We start from the raw sequence: 17,250 nt of genomic DNA, 5'->3' as shown, positions 1-17,250 counted from the left end.
GCCATCGAGCAGGCGTTATATATAAATGTATATAGCGATTAATAATAAACACACCCTGATCGAGACCCGAACAATGAACACGAGCAATAAAGAGGCCGTCGGCCTGGCCTACAGCCTGGAAGGCATGCTCCATGCCAAACGCATGACCTGGGAAGCGGTCGCACAGATGGCCAAGCGCATCCAGCCAGGCATGCTCGAGTCGGCTGCCAGGGAAATGGGCCTCGAAGTCCTGCAGGACCTGGGCATGGAGCGCATATGGCACCCGCTACTGATCCGCTTCGGTAGCAACACGCTGAAAACCTTCAAGCAACGTTCCGAAGGCGATCCACAACTGGGCGAAAACGATCTGTTCTTCATCGATCTAGGGGTCGTCTGGGATCGCCACGAAGGCGACTGTGGAGCCACCTTCGTCGTGGGTGACGATGCCGAGATGCACGCCTGCGCCGCTGGCGCCAAAAACCTGTTCGACCAGGTTTACGATCATTGGAAAACCCATCGGGTAGCCGGCCCAGAACTGTACCGCTATGCCGAGGAACAGGCCCGCGCCGCTGGCTGGGTGCTGAACCTGGAGATCAAGGGCCATCGGGTCAGCGATTTTCCCCATGCGATCTATCGCGCCGGAGACCTGGGTAATTTCGCCGACTGCCCGCAGGTGGGGCTGTGGATCCTGGAAATCCAGATCGCCCACCCTACCCGCCCCTTCGGCGCCTTCTACGAAGACCTGCTGGCCTGATGCCAGGCAGTCGCCACCAACAAAAACGGCAGCCTCATTGGCTGCCGTTCTGTTTTACCCCAGGCCTTATCAGGCCAGGCGAGCAAGCATTTCCTGCGCCTCGCTCTTCTGCCCCTCGCTCCCCTCGCTCAACACCTCACCCAGGATATCCCGGGCACCGTCGTTGTCGCCCATATCGATGTAGGCCTGGGCCAGATCGAGCTTGGTGGCCACCTCATCGCTCCCGGAAAGGAAGTCGAAATCGGCTTCATCAGGTACAGCAGCGGCATCTTCAGCGGTAAAGGTCGGCATTTGTGGCTGGTCGAGGCTCTGGGCCAGCCGATCCAGTTCAGCGTTGACGTCGTCCAGCTCGGAAGCGAAGGCATCCTTGGGCTCGGCGACATCCATCTCATCAGCCAGGGACAGATCGAAGTCCGCCGACAAATCCAGATCATCCAGCGCCGACTCGGTAACCGTCGGCACATCATCAGCCGGCAGGTCCTTGAGGTCATCCTCAAGACTCATCAGGAACTCGTCATCACTTTGACTGGCGGCAGGCAGGTCCGCCCCCAGATCCAGATCGAAGTCTCCCAGATCATCCAGGCTTTCCTCTGGTACAGCCGGCGCAATCTGCTGTTCGAGCACCGAACCGAAGCTCAGGTCATCATCCAGGGGGAAATCCTCCAGCTCCACGTCCGCCTCTGGCTCTGGCTCTGGCTCTGGCTCTGGCGTCAAGGCTGCCGGCGAAGCGGCTTCCAGATCATCCAGGCTCAAATCGAAATCCGCATCCAGCCCTTCCACCGGAGCAGCCGGTTCAGGAGCCGCTGGCTCGTCCTGCAGCAGCTCCTTGACATACTCGGCGTCCAGCTCGGCTGCGGCTGCCGCCGTAGCCAGCCCTACGGCCGCAGCTACAGCAACCATTGCCGGAAAGCGGCTCTTGAGCTGCTCGACCTGGGCATGATTATCACCATTGGCAACCAACTGCCGCTCCTGGGTGACGAAGGCGCTGCGGTCGCCCTGGCGAGCATAGACTTCCATGAGTTTCAGACGCAGTTCACTGCGCTGAGGCTCCAGCTTGACCGCCTCCTCAAGGATCGCCGCCGCCTGGTTCAGACGGCCGCCATCGATGTGATTTTGTGCCTGCCCCAACACATCGGTTGCCCGCTCCAGCGGCGCCGCCGGTACTGGCGCAACCACAGGCTCCGGTTTCGGCTCTGGAGCTGGAGCTGGAGCTGGAGCCAGCTTCACGCTAGGCGGCGGAACCTCAAGACCCTCGAAACTCCCCTCGGGCAAATCCATTTCTTGCGCAAAATCGCTTTCCTCGGACAACGCCCGCGCCATGCGCAAGTGCTTTTCTGCTTCCTGCTGAGCCTTGCGACGGCGGGCCAGCAACAGCAACAGCAGCAACAACGCAGCGACCGCTCCACCACCTACCAAACCCAAAAGGATCGGATTGCTCAGCAGATCAGCATATTTGTCTTCATCCGTCTTGACCGCCTGGGCATCGACCGCCGGGCTCGCAGCCGGCTCACTGACGGGTGCCACCGGAGCGACCGGAGCTGCTGGGACCTCGGGCTTGGCCACCAACTCCGCAGGCATTGGCGGGGCCACTGGCGCTGCAGGCGCGGCAGGTGCCGCACCTTCAGCCTGGAGCTTGGCCAATTGGCTGTTCTTCAGATCGATCAGGCGCTGCAACTTGTCCAACTGGCTTTGCAGATCAGCCATACGATCTTTCAGCTCGGCATTGTCGCGACGGGTCGCGTCCAGGCTTTCCTGGGTCACTGCCAGCTTGTTGTTCAATGCCTTGCTGTCACCTGCGGCACCTTTGCCGCGCGCCTTGCCGGACTCGGCAGAGACCAGGCTCAAGTTGTCCTTGGTGTTGACCTGCTTGGGCAACTTGTCGGTACCGCTACGGCGAGTCGCATCCACTTGCTGCTGGCCACGGGTACCCGCGCGCCGCCCCTGACGCCAGGCAGCATTCTGCGCAGCAACCTCGGCAATGGCCTTGGGCTGCGGCAATGCCGTGCTCTGGACAACGTCAGGCAAGCGCAATACTCGTCCGGTTTTCAGCCGGTTGATGTTGCCATCGATAAAGGCGTCCGGGTTCAAGGCCTGGATCGCCAGCATGGTTTGCTGGATGGAAGCACCGTTACGGTTCTTTGCAGCAATCTCCCACAGCGTGTCACGGGCCGAGGTGGTGTATTGCTCCGGCTTGCTGACCTTGTTGGCAGCGGTGACCGGGGCATTGACCGAAGCACCTGCGAGCGGCGCCTGGGCCGCTGCCGCCGCTTGTGGAGAAAACTTCGAAGGATCCAGCAATACGCTGTAGTCGCGCAGCAGGCGACCATTGGGCCACATGACCTGCACCAGGAACTTGACCATCGGCTCCGACAGCGGTTGGCTCGACGTGACGCGCAACACGCTCTTGCCACCGGGGTTGAGGATCGGAGTGAAACTCAGGTCATTGAGAAAGGCTTGGCGATCGACGCCCGCCTTGGCGAACTCTTCCGCCGGGGCCAGGCTCGGCACCACTTCGGCGGCAGTAAGATCCTTGATATCAAGCAGTTCGATTTCTGCTACCAGAGGCTGGTTCAGACTCGACTTCAGGGTCAGTTCCCCAAGCCCAAGCGCCTGCGCCATACCGGAGGACAGCGCCGAGGCGGCCGCTATTGCTAACACCAGTTTGCGAACTTGAACCATAGCCTCATCCTTTGTTTGAACGTTCCTCGGCCAGCGAGAAGGTTTTGTAGCGGCTGCCATCAGGCATTGCGCGGGACCGGGATGGTCACGACGCGCGATTAATTCTTGCATGCCCCGGGAGCACCTGACGGCCACTCACCTCCAGCAACTTGCCAAGCATAGCGCTCAGCTAGATTCATTCTGCAAATTGTTGCCAAGTATCTTTTACAGCAGGTCTTTTATCAACAATTCAGCCAGCTGTACCGCGTTCAAAGCCGCACCTTTGCGGACATTGTCCGAGGTCAACCACAGGTTCAATTGCGCAGGATCATCGACCCCGGTACGAACCCGCCCAACATAGACCACATCCTGGCCCACTGCGTCACCCACGGCCGTCGGATAATCCCCGGCGTCCACCAGCTCCAGGCCCGGGCCCGAATCCAGCGCAGCATTCACTGCGGCCAGATCGACGTCAGCTGCTGACTGCAAAGTCACGCTATAGCTATCGCCAAAAAATACCGGCGCTTGAATGCATGTGACAGAAATCTTCAATAAAGGTAGACCCAGGACCTCACGCAACTCCCTGACCAGGCGTTTTTCCAGCAATGCGTGCCCCTGCGCATCCACCGTGCCTACCTGGGCCAGCAGGTTGAAGGCCACCTGCCGATCGAAGAAGCGCGGCTCCATGGGACGCACGTTCAGCAGCTCGGCAGTCTGGCGAGCCAGTTCACTGACCGCCTCGCGACCCTGGCTGGAAATCGCCAGGCAAGCCGTCAGGTTGACCTGCTGGATATCCAGCAGCTCCTGCAATGGCGCCAACGCTACTGCCAGCGCCGTGGCCGAAGCACTCGGACTGCTCAATTGCACGGGCTTGCGCAAACCAGCCAGGACCTTGGCATTGGCCTCAGGCACTACGCTGGGCGCCTGGGTCGACGGCAAGGCTCCCGACAGATCGATCACCGCGCAGTTGGCGGCAGTGGCGCGAGGCGCAAAACTCAGGGTCACCGCCGGACCGGCGGCAAAGAACGCCAGCTGGGCCTTGGCAAAATCGAACTCGTCGACTTCACGCACACGGATGTTCTTGCCACGAAACGGCACCGAATGCCCCGCCGACTCGCTGCTGGCCAGCAGGTACAGGTTGGCGATGGGGAAATCGCGTTCTTCGAGAATCTGCACCAGGGTTTCACCGACTGTGCCGGTGGCGCCGATCACGGCGATATCAAAGGACGGAGTCATGGTGCTACCTCAGGCAAAACGGGGAGCGGCACTTTACCCGGCGGGCGATGACGAGGCAATTCGCCGGCCAGCCGCAGCCGATCAAGGCATAAAAAAACCCGCGCCCAGGATGGGCGCGGGTCGTTTCAAGCCAATCGCGCAATCAGCGCTCCAGCAAGATCCGCAGCATGCGGCGCAGCGGCTCGGCCGCGCCCCACAGCAATTGGTCACCCACGGTGAAGGCACCGAGGAACTGCGACCCCATGTTCAGCTTGCGCAGACGGCCCACCGGAATGTTCAGGGTACCGGTGACCTTGGTCGGGCTCAGCTCCTGCATGCTGATCTCACGCTGGTTCGGCACCAGCTTGACCCAGGGGTTGTGCTGGCTGATCAGCCCTTCGATGTCGGCGATCGGCACATCCTTGTTGAGCTTGATGGTCAGCGCCTGGCTGTGGCAGCGCATGGCGCCGATACGCACGCAGATACCATCCACCGGGATCGGGTTCTTGAAGCGGCCGAGAATCTTGTTGGTCTCGGCTTGGGCCTTCCACTCTTCGCGGCTCTGGCCGTTGGGCAGTTCCTTGTCGATCCACGGAATCAGGCTGCCGGCCAGCGGCACGCCGAAGTTCTCGGTTGGATAGGCATCGCTGCGCATGGCCTCGGCCACCTTGCGGTCGATGTCGAGGATGGCGCTGGCCGGGTTGGCCAGGTCATCGGCGACCGCGGCATGGGTGGCGCCCATCTGCTTGATCAGCTCGCGCATGTTCTGCGCGCCGGCGCCAGAGGCCGCCTGGTAGGTCATGGCGCTCATCCACTCCACCAGGCCGGCTTCGAACAGGCCACCCAGGCCCATCAGCATCAGGCTGACGGTGCAGTTGCCGCCGACGTAGTTCTTGGTCCCGGCGTCCAGTTGCTGGTCGATGACCCTGCGGTTCACCGGATCGAGGATGATCACTGCGTCGTCCTGCATGCGCAGGCTGGAAGCAGCGTCGATCCAGTAGCCCTGCCAGCCGGCTTCGCGCAATTTGGGGAAGACTTCGCTGGTGTAGTCGCCACCCTGGCAGGTCAGGATCACGTCGAGGGTTTTCAGCTCTTCAATGCTGTAGGCGTCCTTGAGCGGGGCAATATCCTTGCCTACCGACGGACCCTGGCCACCGACATTGGAAGTGGTGAAAAACACCGGTTCAATAAGATCGAAGTCCTGCTCTTCAAGCATCCGCTGCATGAGCACGGAACCGACCATACCGCGCCAACCGATCAGACCTACACGTTTCATCGCAACTACACCTATACAAAAGTGGGCCACTGTCTGTGCAGTGGGCCCGAAAGATTACAGATTCCGCAGCGCCGCGACTACTGCATCGCCCATTTCCTGCGTACCGACCCGAGTGCAGCCGGCCGACCAGATGTCACCGGTGCGCAAGCCCTGGTCCAATACCCGGCTCACAGCCTGCTCGATGGCGTCCGCCGCTGCGGTCAGGTTGAAGCTGTAGCGCAGCATCATCGACACCGAGAGGATGGTCGCCAGCGGGTTGGCGATGCCCTGCCCGGCAATGTCCGGCGCCGAACCGTGGCAAGGCTCGTACATGCCCTTGTTGTTGGCGTCCAGGGATGCCGAAGGCAGCATGCCGATGGAACCGGTGAGCATCGAGGCCTCGTCGGAGAGGATATCGCCAAACATGTTGTCGGTAACGATCACGTCGAACTGCTTGGGCGCGCGCACCAGCTGCATGGCCGCGTTGTCGACGTACATGTGGCTGAGCTCGACGTCCGGATAGTCCTTGGCCACCTGCTCGACCACTTCACGCCACAGCTGGCTGGACGCCAGGACGTTGGCCTTGTCCACCGAGCAGAGCTTCTTGCCGCGCACCCGCGCCATGTCGAAGCCGACCCGGGCGATCCGCCGGATCTCGCTCTCGCTGTAGGGCAAGGTGTCGTAGGACTGGCGCTCGCCGTTCTCCAGCTCGCGGGTGCCGCGGGGAGCACCGAAATAGATACCGCCGGTCAGCTCGCGGACGATGAGGATGTCCAGGCCCGAGACGATTTCCGGCTTCAGGCTGGAGGCATCGGCCAGTTGCGGATAGAGGATCGCCGGCCGCAGGTTGCCGAACAGCCCCAATTGCGCGCGGATCTTCAACAGCCCGCGTTCCGGACGAATGTCACGCTCGATCTTGTCCCACTTCGGGCCGCCCACCGCGCCCAGCAGCACCGCATCGGCAGCACGGGCCCGGTCCAGGGTCTCATCGGCCAGGGGCACGCCGTGCTTGTCGATGGCCGCGCCGCCGATCACATCGTGGCTCAGCTCGAAACCCAGGCCGTACTTGTCATTGGCCAACTCCAGGACCTTGACCGCTTCGGCCATGATTTCCGGGCCAATACCGTCACCAGGGAGAATCAGAATCTGCTTGCTCATGCATTCCTCGTTCGTTCTGTCGGCACGCCCTTGGGCGCACCCGGAAAAATTCTATCGTTCGGCCCACAGTACCAGTACATCTGTACTGAACGAACCATCGGCCTCAATCTGAAAATATTCGCGCACTTCATTGCCCATCGCCTGCTGCAACTGGCGAATAGCCACCCTCAGCGGCTCCGGGGTGCGCATGCGCTCGACCCAGGAACTGAACTCCAAGCGCAGGCGCTGCCGGGCGCTGCTGCGGGCCTGCAACCCGGCCTCGTTGAGCTGGTGCAGCCATTCCCCGGCCGAATAGTCGCGGACATGGCTGGTGTCGCGCAGCACTTCGACGCTCTGCAGGTAGGTATCCAGCAACGGACTGCCTGGCGACAAGACATCGATGAGCGCCGCCACGCCACCGGGCTTCAAGACCCGGCGCACCTCGCGCAGGGCCAGGCCCAGGTCGCTCCAGTGGTGGGCCGAGTAGCGACTGAAGACGAAGTCGAACTCACCATCGGCGAACGGCAAGCGCTCTGCTGCACCGGCTACCGTACGGACGTTACCCAGCTTACGCTCCTGGGCCGCCGCTGCCACCACGTCCAGCATCTGCTGGGAAAGGTCGTAGGCCACCACCTCCCTGACCAGCGGCGCGACATGGAAACTGACATGCCCGGCACCGCACCCAAGATCCAGCACCCGGGCCTCGCCCTTGCCCGCCACCTCGGCCTGCAACAGCGCGAACTCGGCGCCCTGGGCGTGCACGGCACTGCTCAGGTAGGCCGCAGCCTGCTCACCGAATTGCTTCTGTACCACCTGACTATGGGCATTGCTGGTCATGATTGGGTCCTTGTGATCAGGGAGAAACCGCACTCATTGGCCTGCTCCAGCAGGAGCCGGCCGGTCGGCGCTCAAGCGTCGCGGAACAACCAGGGTTGGCGCTGTTTGTAGCCGACTTCGAAACTACGGATGGCGTCGGCGTCCCGCAGGGTCAGGCCGATGTCGTCCAGGCCATTGAGCAAGCAGTGCTTGCGGAACGCGTCCACTTCGAAGCTGTACTGCTTGCCATCCGGGCGGGTCACGGTCTGCGCGGCGAGATCGACCGTCAGTTGGTAACCCTCGGTGGCTTCGCTCTGCTGGAACAGTTCGTCGACTTCTTCATCCTTGAGGATGATCGGCAACAAGCCGTTCTTGAAGCTGTTGTTGAAGAAGATGTCGGCGAAGCTCGGCGCGATCACCGTACGGAAACCGTACTCATCCAGCGCCCACGGCGCGTGCTCGCGGGAGGAGCCGCAGCCGAAGTTCTCGCGGGCCAGCAGCACGCTGGCACCCTGATAGCGCGGAAAGTTGAGCACGAAGTCCTGGTTCACCGGGCGCTTGGAATTGTCCTGGTTGGGCTGGCCCACATCGAGGTAACGCCACTCGTCGAACAGGTTCGGACCGAAGCCGGTGCGCTTGATCGACTTGAGGAATTGCTTGGGAATGATCTGGTCGGTGTCGACGTTGGCACGGTCGAGCGGTGCGACGAGGCCTGTGTGCTGGGTGAATGCTTTCATCTCTGGTCTCCTCAGGCCTGCATCAATTCACGTACATCGATGAAACGACCGGTCACCGCGGCAGCCGCGGCCATGGCCGGGCTCACCAGGTGGGTACGTCCGCCGGCGCCCTGGCGGCCTTCGAAGTTGCGGTTGGAAGTGGACGCGCAATGCTCGCCGCTCTCCAGGCGATCAGGGTTCATCGCCAGGCACATGGAGCAGCCCGGCTCACGCCACTCGAAGCCAGCCTCGAGGAAAATCTTGTCCAAACCTTCCTGCTCGGCCTGGGCCTTCACCAGGCCCGAGCCCGGCACCACCAGCGCCTGCTTCACGGTGGAGGCAACCTTGCGCCCCTTGGCCACGGCCGCGGCGGCGCGCAAGTCTTCGATGCGCGAGTTGGTGCAGGAGCCGATGAATACCCGGTCCAGCTGGATATCGGTGATCGCCTGGTTGGCGTTCAAGCCCATGTACTTCAACGCCCGGACGATGGAGTCGCGCTTGACCGCATCGGCCTCGACAGCCGGATCCGGTACGTTCTGGTCCACCGCGAGCACCATCTCCGGGGAAGTACCCCAGCTGACCTGCGGCTTGATGTCCTCGGCACGCAGCTCGATGACGGTGTCGAAATGCGCGTCGGCATCGGACACCAGGTCGCTCCAGGCCTCTACGGCCTTGTCCCAGTCGCTGCCTTGCGGCGAGAACGGGCGACCCTTCACGTAGTCGATGGTCTTGTCATCGCAAGCCACCATGCCGACGCGGGCACCCGCCTCGATGGACATGTTGCAGATGGTCATGCGGCCTTCCATGGACAGATCGCGAATGGCGCTGCCAGCGAACTCCAGGGCGTGGCCGTTGCCGCCCGCGGTACCGATCCTGCCGATCACTGCGAGGACGATGTCCTTGGCGGTCACGCCGAACGGCAACTGGCCCTCGACGCGCACCTGCATGTTCTTCATCTTCTTGGCCACCAGGCACTGGGTGGCGAGCACGTGCTCCACCTCGGAAGTGCCGATACCGTGGGCCAACGCGCCGAAGGCGCCGTGGGTCGAGGTGTGCGAGTCGCCACAGACCACGGTCATGCCCGGCAAGGTGGCCCCCTGCTCCGGACCGACCACGTGGACGATGCCTTGGCGGATGTCGTTCATCTTGAATTCGAGGATGCCGAAGTCGTCGCAGTTCTCATCCAGGGTCTTGACCTGGATGCGCGACACTTCGTCGGCAATGGCGTCGAGGCCACCTTTGCGCTCGGCCTGGGTGGTCGGCACGTTGTGGTCCGGGGTGGCGATGTTGGCATCGATGCGCCATGGCTGGCGACCCGCCAGGCGCAGGCCTTCGAAAGCCTGTGGCGAGGTCACCTCATGGAGAATGTGGCGATCGATGTAGATGAGCGACGAACCATCGTCACGGCGCTTCACCTCGTGCATTTCCCAGAGCTTGTCGTAGAGCGTCTTGCCAGCCATCGGACTCTTCCTCATCAGCTTGTTTCTATGCCCCAGGCCCTGATCGTGCATCGATCAATAACCCCTTGGCTTGTGAGGCTGATGCTATGGCGTTAGATTAAATAACTCAAATTCATATTTTTCATGCTTTGGATAACCAACTGGAATGTCATGATGGACCTGGCCAACCTCAACGCTTTCATCGCCATCGCCGAAACCGGCAGCTTCTCCGGCGCCGGCGAACGCCTGCACTTGACCCAGCCCGCCATCAGCAAGCGCATTGCCGGGCTGGAGCAACAGCTCAATGTGCGACTGTTCGATCGCCTGGGTCGCGAGATCGGCCTAACCGAAGCCGGACGCGCCTTGCTGCCACGGGCCTACCAAATCATCAATGTGCTGGATGACACCCGCCGGGCGCTGACCAACCTCACCGGAGAAGTCAGCGGCCGCCTGACCCTGGCCACCAGCCATCACATCGGCCTGCATCGCCTGCCGCCCCTGCTGCGGGCCTATACCCGGCGCTACCCACAAGTGGCCCTGGACATCCAGTTCCTCGATTCGGAGGTGGCCTATGAGGAAATCCTCCACGGTCGCGCCGAACTGGCCGTCATCACCCTGGCTCCCGAGCCCCACGGCCTGGTCAAGGCCACCGCGGTCTGGGACGACCCGCTGGACTTCGTCGCCGCCCCGGAACACCCGTTGGTCAGCAATGGCCAGGTCAGCCTGGCGGATATCGCCCTGCATCCGGCGGTTTTTCCCGGCGGCAACACTTTTACCCACCACATCGTGCAGCGCTTGTTCGAGGCCCAGGGCCTGACGCCGAACATCGCCATGAGCACTAACTATCTGGAAACCATAAAGATGATGGTCTCCATCGGCCTGGCCTGGAGTGTGCTGCCGCGCACAATGCTCGACGAACAAGTGGCGCGCATCCCTTTACCGGGCATACAACTACACCGCCAGCTAGGCTATATCCTGCATACCGAACGGACGCTGTCGAATGCTGCGCGGGCTTTCATGGCCTTATTGGACGCACAGGTCGATTGGCCAGGGAACCCGGCATAAGTATTCCGGGTTTTGCCCGTGCCCTGTCGCCTCCCGCCATGAGCCCTCGCGCCAAACGAACTACTCAGCACAAGGCCTGATCACCATGCCCAAACCCGCTGACCGCATTCCGCCCATGCCGCGCATCCACGCCGTCGACCCCAGGGAGTCGGAACAGAGCTGGGAAAGCGCACCGCAGCTGCTCGCCGCCTTGAACGGCGCGCGCCTGGGCGCTTGGTATTGGGATATCGAAAGCGGGCAAATCAGCTGGTCCCGGGGCACCCAGGCACTCTTTGGCTTCGATCCACGCCAACCCCTGCCGGAAAACCTCGAATACCTCGACCTGCTACCCATCGAAGACCGCGCCAGGACAGTGCGCGCCTTCCACTCGGTACTGGCCGGGGCTCCCCTCGAGCATGCCATGCACCACCGTATTCGCTGGCCTGATGGCAGCCTGCACTGGCTGGAGATCAACGGCAGCGTGCTGCCCGACAAGCACGGCAAGCCCAGGATGATCGGGGTCATCCGCGAAATCACCCACCAGCGCCAGCGCGAAGAAGCCCTCAGCAGCTCGGAAAAGCGCTTCGCCACCTTGTTTCATCTGTGCCCCAACATGGTGCTGCTGACCCGCCTGGAAGACGGCCTGATCAGCGAAGCCAACCAGTACTTCGAGAGCCAATTCGGCTGGCCTGCCGAACACGTGATCGGGCGCACCACCCTGGAAATCGGCCTATGGGTCAATCCCGAACAACGCGCCCAGCTGATCAAGGCTGTGCAACACAAGGGCCAGGCCGCCAGCCTGGAAGTGCAGCTGCGCTCCAGCAACGGCCAGATCCATGACGGCATTCTCAGCGCACAGAAGGTCGAACTGGAGGGCAAGGCCTTCCTGCTCAGCACCTTTCTCGATACCAGCGAGCGCAAGCGAGCCGAGCAGGCGCTCAAGGACAGCCAGGAGCGCCTGGACCTGGCCCTGGACTCGGCACAGCTGGGCACCTGGGACTGGCACATCCCCAGCGGCATGCTCTACGGCTCGGCCAGGGCGGCACAACTGCACGGCCTGGAGCCCGCCCCTTTCCACGAGTCCTTCGATGCCTTCTTCGAGGGCGTGCCCACCGAAGAGCGCAACTCCATGCGTGACGCCTATCGCAGCCTGCGCGAGGGTCCGGCGGGCAACTACCAACTGACCTATCGCGTGCAACTGGCCGACGGCAGCTCTCGCTACCTGGAAAGCCGCGCCCGCCTGTATCGTGATGAACAAGGCAATCCGTTGCGCATGGCCGGCACCCTGCTGGACATCACCGAGCAAGTGGAGCGCGAACAACGCCTGATCACCTCCGAGGAGAAGTTCGCCAGCCTGTTCCAGGTGAGCCCGGATCCGATTTGCGTGACCCTGCTGGAAACCGGCCAGTTCATCGAGATCAACTCCAGCTTCACCCAGACCTTTGGCTGGACCCTGGATGAAGTGCGCGACCGCAGCGCCGAGCAGATCGGCCTCTGGGAAGACTCGGCCCCACGCCTGCGGCGTATCGAACAGGTGATCCGCGAACAGGCATTGAACAACGTGGCGGTGGTGGTCAATCACAAGGACGGCCAACCGCTGACCTGTATCATTTCCAGTCGCCAGATCATCGTCGACAAGCAGCCCTGCATCGTCACCACCTTGCGCGACATTACCCAGCAGCAACGCTCGGAGGCGGCCCTCAAGGCCAGCGAGGAGAGGTTCGCCAAGGCTTTCCACTCCAGCCCCGACGCTATCACCATCACGGAACACGACACCGGCCGCTACCTGGAGGTCAATGACGGTTTCTGCCGGCTGACGGGCTACCGTACCGACGAGGTACTCGGCCACTCCATGCACGAGATCGGCATCTGGGCCGAAGAACTCCAGCTATCCGCGCTGATGAGTGAGCTCAAGCTCAAGGGCCGGGTGCATCACCTGGAAATGCTCGGGCGCAACAAACGCGGGGAAATCCTCACCCTGGAAGTCTCGGTGGAGCCGATCACGCTCAATGAAATCCCCTGCCTGCTACTGACCGCGCGGGATGTCAGCCTGCTGAAGAATGCCCAGGCCCAGATCCGCCACCTGGCCTACCACGACCCCTTGACCAACCTGCCCAACCGCGCCCTGCTGATGGACCGCCTGAGCCAACAGATCGCCCTGCTCAAGCGCCATAACCTGCGAGGCGCCTTGCTGTTTCTCGACCTGGACCACTTCAAGCACATCAACGACTCCCTCGGGCATCCGGTGGGCGATACGGTACTGAAGATCATCACGGCACGCCTGGAGGCCAGCGTACGCATGGAAGACACCGTGGCGCGCCTGGGCGGCGATGAATTCGTGGTCCTGCTCAGCGGCCTGGAAGGCTCGCGCAACGAGGTCAGCGAACAAGTCCGGCAACTGGCCGGCACCTTGCGCGAGCTGCTCTCCGAGCCGATGTTCCTCGATGGCCAGCGCCTGCAGGTCACCCCCAGCATCGGCGTGGCCTTGATCCCCGACCACGGCTCGACCCCCACCGACCTGCTCAAGCGAGCGGACATCGCTCTTTATCGCGCCAAGGATTCAGGACGCAACACCACGCAGATGTACCACAACACCATGCAAAAGGCCGCCAGCGAGCGCCTGCGCATGGAGACCGACCTGCGCCTGGCACTGTCCCGCGGCGAATTCAGCGTGCATTTCCAACCCCAGGTCAATGCCCGCGACAACCGCATCATCGGGGCCGAAGCGTTAGTGCGCTGGCAGCACCCGGAGCTCGGCGCACAATCGCCAACGGAGTTCATCAAGGTACTGGAAGATAGCGGCCTGATCCTTGAGGTAGGAACCTGGATCCTCGACGAATCCTGCCTGGCCTTCAGCCAGTTGATCGAGCAGGGCCTGGTGAATCCATACCAGTTCAGCCTGTGCGTGAACATCAGCCCGCGACAGTTCCGCCAGAACGACTTCGTGGAGAGAATCGAGCACAGTCTGGCGGCCTATGCCCTGCCCTCGTCACTGCTGAAACTGGAAATCACCGAAGGCATCGTGATCCAGAACCTGGAGGACACCATCAGCAAGATGCGTCGCCTGAAGAAGCTGGGTGTCAGTTTCGCGATGGACGATTTCGGCACGGGATATTCCTCCCTGACCTACCTCAAGCGCCTGCCGGTGGATACGCTGAAAATCGATCAATCCTTCGTTCGCGACGCCACCCACGACCCCAACGATGCGGAAATCATCCGGGCCATTGTCGCCATGGCTCGCAGCCTGGAGCTGAAAGTGATCGCCGAAGGCGTAGAGACCCAGCAGCAACTGGATTTCCTGCAGGGGCTGGACTGCCATTTCTACCAGGGCTACCTGCACAGTCGGCCATTGCCCCTGGAGGAGTTCAAGAAGCTGCTCAAATGACCGGCACGAAAAAGGGCGCCACCTGGGCGCCCTTTTCTTGCAATGCCTTGCTTAGTGCTGCAAAGCCGGTTGCTGCGCACCATTGATCGGAATGCGCTTGGGCTTGGCCTCTTCCGGCACGACCCGCAGCAGATCGATGTTCAGCAGGCCGTTGTTCAAGGCCGCTGCCTTGACTTCGATGTGGTCGGCAAGACGGAAGGACAGCTTGAACGCGCGCTGGGCGATGCCCTGGTGCAGGTAGGTGACACTCTCGTTGGCGTCACGCTTGCCGCCGCTCACGGTCAACACGCCTTTCTCCACTTGCAACTCCAGGTCCTGCTCCTGGAAGCCGGCGGCCGCAATGACGATGCGATACTGGTCGTCGCCGTGCTTTTCGACGTTGTAGGGTGGATAGCTGCTACCCGGCTCGTTGCGCAATGCCGATTCGAACAGGTCATTGAAACGGTCAAAACCGACCGAGGAGCGAAACAGGGGTGCCAGGGAAAATGCAGTACTCATGGGTAAATCTCCTGATATTCAGCGAGTGATTGTCTCCGCGACCCGAATTCGGCATCGCGTACCCAAGAGATATGGACCACCCAAGGCATTTCAAGAGCGGCCACGCAAATTTCGTCAGGCTGCCACGCTGCATGGCACGCCCAGCAGCCTGCCAACCTGCTCCAGCTCGGTTTCCCGGCGCAACGCGGTGAACAACTCGACCGCCTCGGGGTAGTTGCGGGTCAACATCGCCAGCCATTGCTTGAGCCGCCCCGGGGCCGAACGCGGCGTCAACTGCTCCACCACCTGGGCCCAGAAGTCATGGATCAATGGCAGTAACTCGGCCCAGGACATCTCCACCACCTCTTCACCAGCTCGCGCTGCAGCGATCTGCCGGGCCAGGTCCGGACGCGAGACCAGCCCGCGCCCCAGCATGATGTCCTCGACCCCGCTGATTTCCCGGCAGCGCCGCCAGTCCTCGACACTCCAGATATCGCCATTGGCGAACACCGGCACCTTGACCACTTCCTGCACCCGAGGGATCCACTCCCAGTGGGCCGGCGGCTTGTAACCATCGACCTTGGTCCGCGCATGCACCACGATATGCTCGGCGCCGCCTTCGGCCAGCGCGGTAGCGCATACCAGTGCGCCATCCGGGCTATCGAACCCCAAGCGCATTTTCGCCGTGACCGGGATATGCGCCGGCACCGCACGCCGTACATGCTCGACGATCTGGTTCAGCAGTTCGGGCTCCTTGAGCAGCACCGCCCCACCCCGCGACTTGTTGACGGTCTTGGCTGGGCAGCCGAAGTTCAGATCGATGACCTCACTCCCCAGCTCACAGGCCAAGGCTGCGTTCTCGGCCAGGCAGACCGGGTCGGAGCCCAGCAGCTGCACGCGCAGCGGCACACCAGCCGCAGTCTGTGCGCCCTGCAACAACTCGGGAGCGAGCTTGTGGAAATAGGCAGGCGTCAGCAGACGGTCGTTGACACGGATGAACTCGGTGACACACCAGTCGATCCCGCCAACACGAGTCAGTACATCCCGCAGGATGTTGTCGACCAACCCCTCCATGGGCGCCAGGGCAATTTGCATGAAACACACTCGACGAAAACAGGCGAAAAAACGGGCGCCAGTTTACTGGGTTTCACCCGCGAGCAGTACTTTGCCGTAGCGCCCCATCGCAGTGACCAACCAAGGCAGGCCTATAGGAAAGCGCTCAAGACGATTGCAATGCCGGTCCGTAGCCATCGAGAAACTCGACAGGCATGCGCTTGGGCTTGCCGCTGGATAGCTCAATGCAGACGAAGGTGGTCTGGGCCCGCAACAAGGTGCTGCCGTCACTCGGACGAACCAGCTGGAAGCGCCGGGTCATCTTCAGGCGCTGGTCCCAATCGACGATCCAGGTGGCCAATTGCAGCTCATCGCCCTCATAGGCCGCCGCCAGGTAATCGATTTCATGCCGCACCACAGCCATGGCCCGGTCCAGCCGGCGATATTCGGCCAGGTCCAGCCCCAGGCGCTGGGAATGGCGCCAGGCGCAACGCTCCAGCCAGGTGACATAGACCGCATTATTGGCATGCCCCAAGCCATCGATATCCTCGGCCGCCACCTGCAAATCGATGATGAATGGCGTTGCCAGATCCCAACTCATGCTCAACTCCCGGTGAGTTTTTTGACCGGGGCAGTGTACCGGATGCCCAGGTGCATTGGCGCACCCATAAATATCACCTCATAACCGAGCCACAGGGTGAAACGCCCTCCCCGCAGCGCAGACGAAGTCATAGCACTGCGGATTTGGCTGCTCGCAACAAGCGGTCGGACAATTCGCCAGGCCCCAGGGCGCGGGCCAGGGACAGGCCACCCACCATCAATGCCAGATCGGCCAGGGCCTTGTCGGTATCTTCCGGGCAGTCGGCCAATTGCGCGACCATCAGCTCCATATGCTCACTCAAGGCCTGCCGAAAGCCCTCGGGCAAGCGCCCAAGCTCTCCGATCGACGCCGGAATCGGGCAGGCCAACTCACTGGAGTCGCGATGCTTGCGTGACAGGTAGAATGCCGCAGCCAGGGCTCGCCGCTCCTCGCCAGAAAGGCCGGCGTCCATTTCCTCGAGCAAGCCGCGCCGATAGGCGAGCAACTGGCTGAATGCCTCGAGCATCAGCGCATCCTTGCTCTCGAAATGCGCATAGAAACCACCCACCGTCAGCCCGGCAGCCCCCATTACCTCACCCACACTGGGCTCGGCCGGGCCACGTCGAATCAGTGCCGAGCTGGCAGCCTGGAGAATGCGTTCACGGGTCTGAGCTTTTTTATCGTTCATCGTTGCCTCCCAATACTGCGGAGAAATATTATTCACATAATAATTCTCCGCAAG

Annotated in this window: 14 protein-coding genes; 3 read left to right on the top strand and 11 right to left on the bottom strand. The window is 62.0% G+C overall.

All coding sequences use genetic code 11. From position 1 onward, the window contains the following. Nucleotides 1-73: 73 nt before the first annotated feature. A complete protein-coding gene (locus C4K39_RS10390) occupies nucleotides 74-733 on the top strand; it encodes a M24 family metallopeptidase (protein WP_124346290.1) in 660 nt (219 codons plus the stop codon). A 69-nt stretch (nucleotides 734-802) separates the two neighbouring features. Here C4K39_RS10390 and C4K39_RS10385 read toward each other — a convergent pair whose 3' ends face one another. The 7 genes from C4K39_RS10385 to leuC form a co-directional block, all read right to left on the bottom strand. Further along, nucleotides 803-3,412 (bottom strand): motility hub landmark protein FimV, encoded by a 2,610-nt coding sequence (locus tag C4K39_RS10385; protein ID WP_124346289.1) that lies wholly within the window; start codon nucleotides 3,410-3,412, stop codon nucleotides 803-805. A gap of 204 nt (nucleotides 3,413-3,616) precedes the next feature. Next, complete coding sequence (locus tag C4K39_RS10380; protein ID WP_068586262.1) at nucleotides 3,617-4,627, bottom strand: aspartate-semialdehyde dehydrogenase; 1,011 nt, start codon at nucleotides 4,625-4,627, stop codon at nucleotides 3,617-3,619. Between the two features lie 142 nt (nucleotides 4,628-4,769). Continuing rightward, nucleotides 4,770-5,882 carry an aspartate-semialdehyde dehydrogenase gene (gene asd / locus C4K39_RS10375; protein ID WP_068586258.1) on the bottom strand — a complete coding sequence of 371 codons (1,113 nt, stop codon included), beginning with the start codon at nucleotides 5,880-5,882 and terminating at the stop codon, nucleotides 4,770-4,772. Between the two features lie 54 nt (nucleotides 5,883-5,936). Beyond that, on the bottom strand, nucleotides 5,937-7,019 hold the full coding sequence (gene leuB / locus C4K39_RS10370) for a 3-isopropylmalate dehydrogenase (protein ID WP_053138888.1): 1,083 nt from the start codon (nucleotides 7,017-7,019) through the stop codon (nucleotides 5,937-5,939). Nucleotides 7,020-7,070: 51 nt separating this feature from the next. Then, a complete protein-coding gene (locus C4K39_RS10365; protein WP_124346288.1) occupies nucleotides 7,071-7,835 on the bottom strand; it encodes a class I SAM-dependent methyltransferase in 765 nt (254 codons plus the stop codon). Nucleotides 7,836-7,906: 71 nt separating this feature from the next. Beyond that, nucleotides 7,907-8,551, bottom strand: coding sequence for a 3-isopropylmalate dehydratase small subunit (leuD, locus tag C4K39_RS10360; protein WP_068586252.1), 645 nt, complete (start codon nucleotides 8,549-8,551; stop codon nucleotides 7,907-7,909). 11 nt (nucleotides 8,552-8,562) lie between these two features. After that, nucleotides 8,563-9,990 (bottom strand): 3-isopropylmalate dehydratase large subunit, encoded by a 1,428-nt coding sequence (leuC, locus tag C4K39_RS10355; RefSeq protein ID WP_068586250.1) that lies wholly within the window; start codon nucleotides 9,988-9,990, stop codon nucleotides 8,563-8,565. 153 nt (nucleotides 9,991-10,143) lie between these two features. Here leuC and C4K39_RS10350 point away from each other — a divergent pair, with 153 nt between their 5' ends. Both C4K39_RS10350 and C4K39_RS10345 read left to right on the top strand, forming a co-directional pair. Next, complete coding sequence (locus C4K39_RS10350) at nucleotides 10,144-11,034, top strand: LysR family transcriptional regulator (protein WP_068586248.1); 891 nt, start codon at nucleotides 10,144-10,146, stop codon at nucleotides 11,032-11,034. Between the two features lie 85 nt (nucleotides 11,035-11,119). Then, nucleotides 11,120-14,398: an EAL domain-containing protein gene (locus tag C4K39_RS10345; RefSeq protein ID WP_068586245.1), complete on the top strand. Its 3,279-nt coding sequence runs from the start codon at nucleotides 11,120-11,122 to the stop codon at nucleotides 14,396-14,398. Between the two features lie 51 nt (nucleotides 14,399-14,449). Here C4K39_RS10345 and C4K39_RS10340 read toward each other — a convergent pair whose 3' ends face one another. From C4K39_RS10340 to C4K39_RS10325, 4 genes are all read right to left on the bottom strand, one after another. Beyond that, entirely contained in the window at nucleotides 14,450-14,896 is a 447-nt protein-coding gene (locus C4K39_RS10340; RefSeq protein ID WP_068586242.1) for an Hsp20 family protein, read from the bottom strand. Between the two features lie 114 nt (nucleotides 14,897-15,010). Then, on the bottom strand, nucleotides 15,011-15,970 hold the full coding sequence (locus C4K39_RS10335) for a tRNA dihydrouridine synthase (protein WP_124346287.1): 960 nt from the start codon (nucleotides 15,968-15,970) through the stop codon (nucleotides 15,011-15,013). Nucleotides 15,971-16,094: 124 nt separating this feature from the next. After that, the gene (locus tag C4K39_RS10330; RefSeq protein WP_124346286.1) at nucleotides 16,095-16,529 is read right to left on the bottom strand and encodes an acyl-CoA thioesterase; all 435 of its coding nucleotides are present in this window, start codon (nucleotides 16,527-16,529) and stop codon (nucleotides 16,095-16,097) included. A 127-nt stretch (nucleotides 16,530-16,656) separates the two neighbouring features. Next, nucleotides 16,657-17,196, bottom strand: coding sequence for a TetR/AcrR family transcriptional regulator (locus tag C4K39_RS10325; RefSeq protein ID WP_068586232.1), 540 nt, complete (start codon nucleotides 17,194-17,196; stop codon nucleotides 16,657-16,659). Between the last annotated feature and the right edge of the window lie 54 nt (nucleotides 17,197-17,250).

This window comes from Pseudomonas sessilinigenes (assembly GCF_003850565.1).
In the GTDB taxonomy this organism is placed as follows: Bacteria; Pseudomonadota; Gammaproteobacteria; order Pseudomonadales; family Pseudomonadaceae; genus Aquipseudomonas; species Aquipseudomonas sessilinigenes.
This window is presented reverse-complemented; position numbering and strand designations above follow the sequence as displayed.

Coding starts and splice junctions, on each gene's coding strand:
- C4K39_RS10325 (WP_068586232.1), bottom strand. CDS start 17,196: ATGAACGATAAAAAAGCTCAGACCCGTGAACGCATTCTCCAGGCTGCC.
- leuC (WP_068586250.1), bottom strand. CDS start 9,990: ATGGCTGGCAAGACGCTCTACGACAAGCTCTGGGAAATGCACGAGGTG.
- C4K39_RS10340 (WP_068586242.1), bottom strand. CDS start 14,896: ATGAGTACTGCATTTTCCCTGGCACCCCTGTTTCGCTCCTCGGTCGGT.
- asd (WP_068586258.1), bottom strand. CDS start 5,882: ATGAAACGTGTAGGTCTGATCGGTTGGCGCGGTATGGTCGGTTCCGTG.
- C4K39_RS10390 (WP_124346290.1), top strand. CDS start 74: ATGAACACGAGCAATAAAGAGGCCGTCGGCCTGGCCTACAGCCTGGAA.
- leuB (WP_053138888.1), bottom strand. CDS start 7,019: ATGAGCAAGCAGATTCTGATTCTCCCTGGTGACGGTATTGGCCCGGAA.
- C4K39_RS10330 (WP_124346286.1), bottom strand. CDS start 16,529: ATGAGTTGGGATCTGGCAACGCCATTCATCATCGATTTGCAGGTGGCG.
- C4K39_RS10365 (WP_124346288.1), bottom strand. CDS start 7,835: ATGACCAGCAATGCCCATAGTCAGGTGGTACAGAAGCAATTCGGTGAG.
- C4K39_RS10345 (WP_068586245.1), top strand. CDS start 11,120: ATGCCCAAACCCGCTGACCGCATTCCGCCCATGCCGCGCATCCACGCC.
- leuD (WP_068586252.1), bottom strand. CDS start 8,551: ATGAAAGCATTCACCCAGCACACAGGCCTCGTCGCACCGCTCGACCGT.
- C4K39_RS10380 (WP_068586262.1), bottom strand. CDS start 4,627: ATGACTCCGTCCTTTGATATCGCCGTGATCGGCGCCACCGGCACAGTC.
- C4K39_RS10350 (WP_068586248.1), top strand. CDS start 10,144: ATGGACCTGGCCAACCTCAACGCTTTCATCGCCATCGCCGAAACCGGC.
- C4K39_RS10385 (WP_124346289.1), bottom strand. CDS start 3,412: ATGGTTCAAGTTCGCAAACTGGTGTTAGCAATAGCGGCCGCCTCGGCG.
- C4K39_RS10335 (WP_124346287.1), bottom strand. CDS start 15,970: ATGCAAATTGCCCTGGCGCCCATGGAGGGGTTGGTCGACAACATCCTG.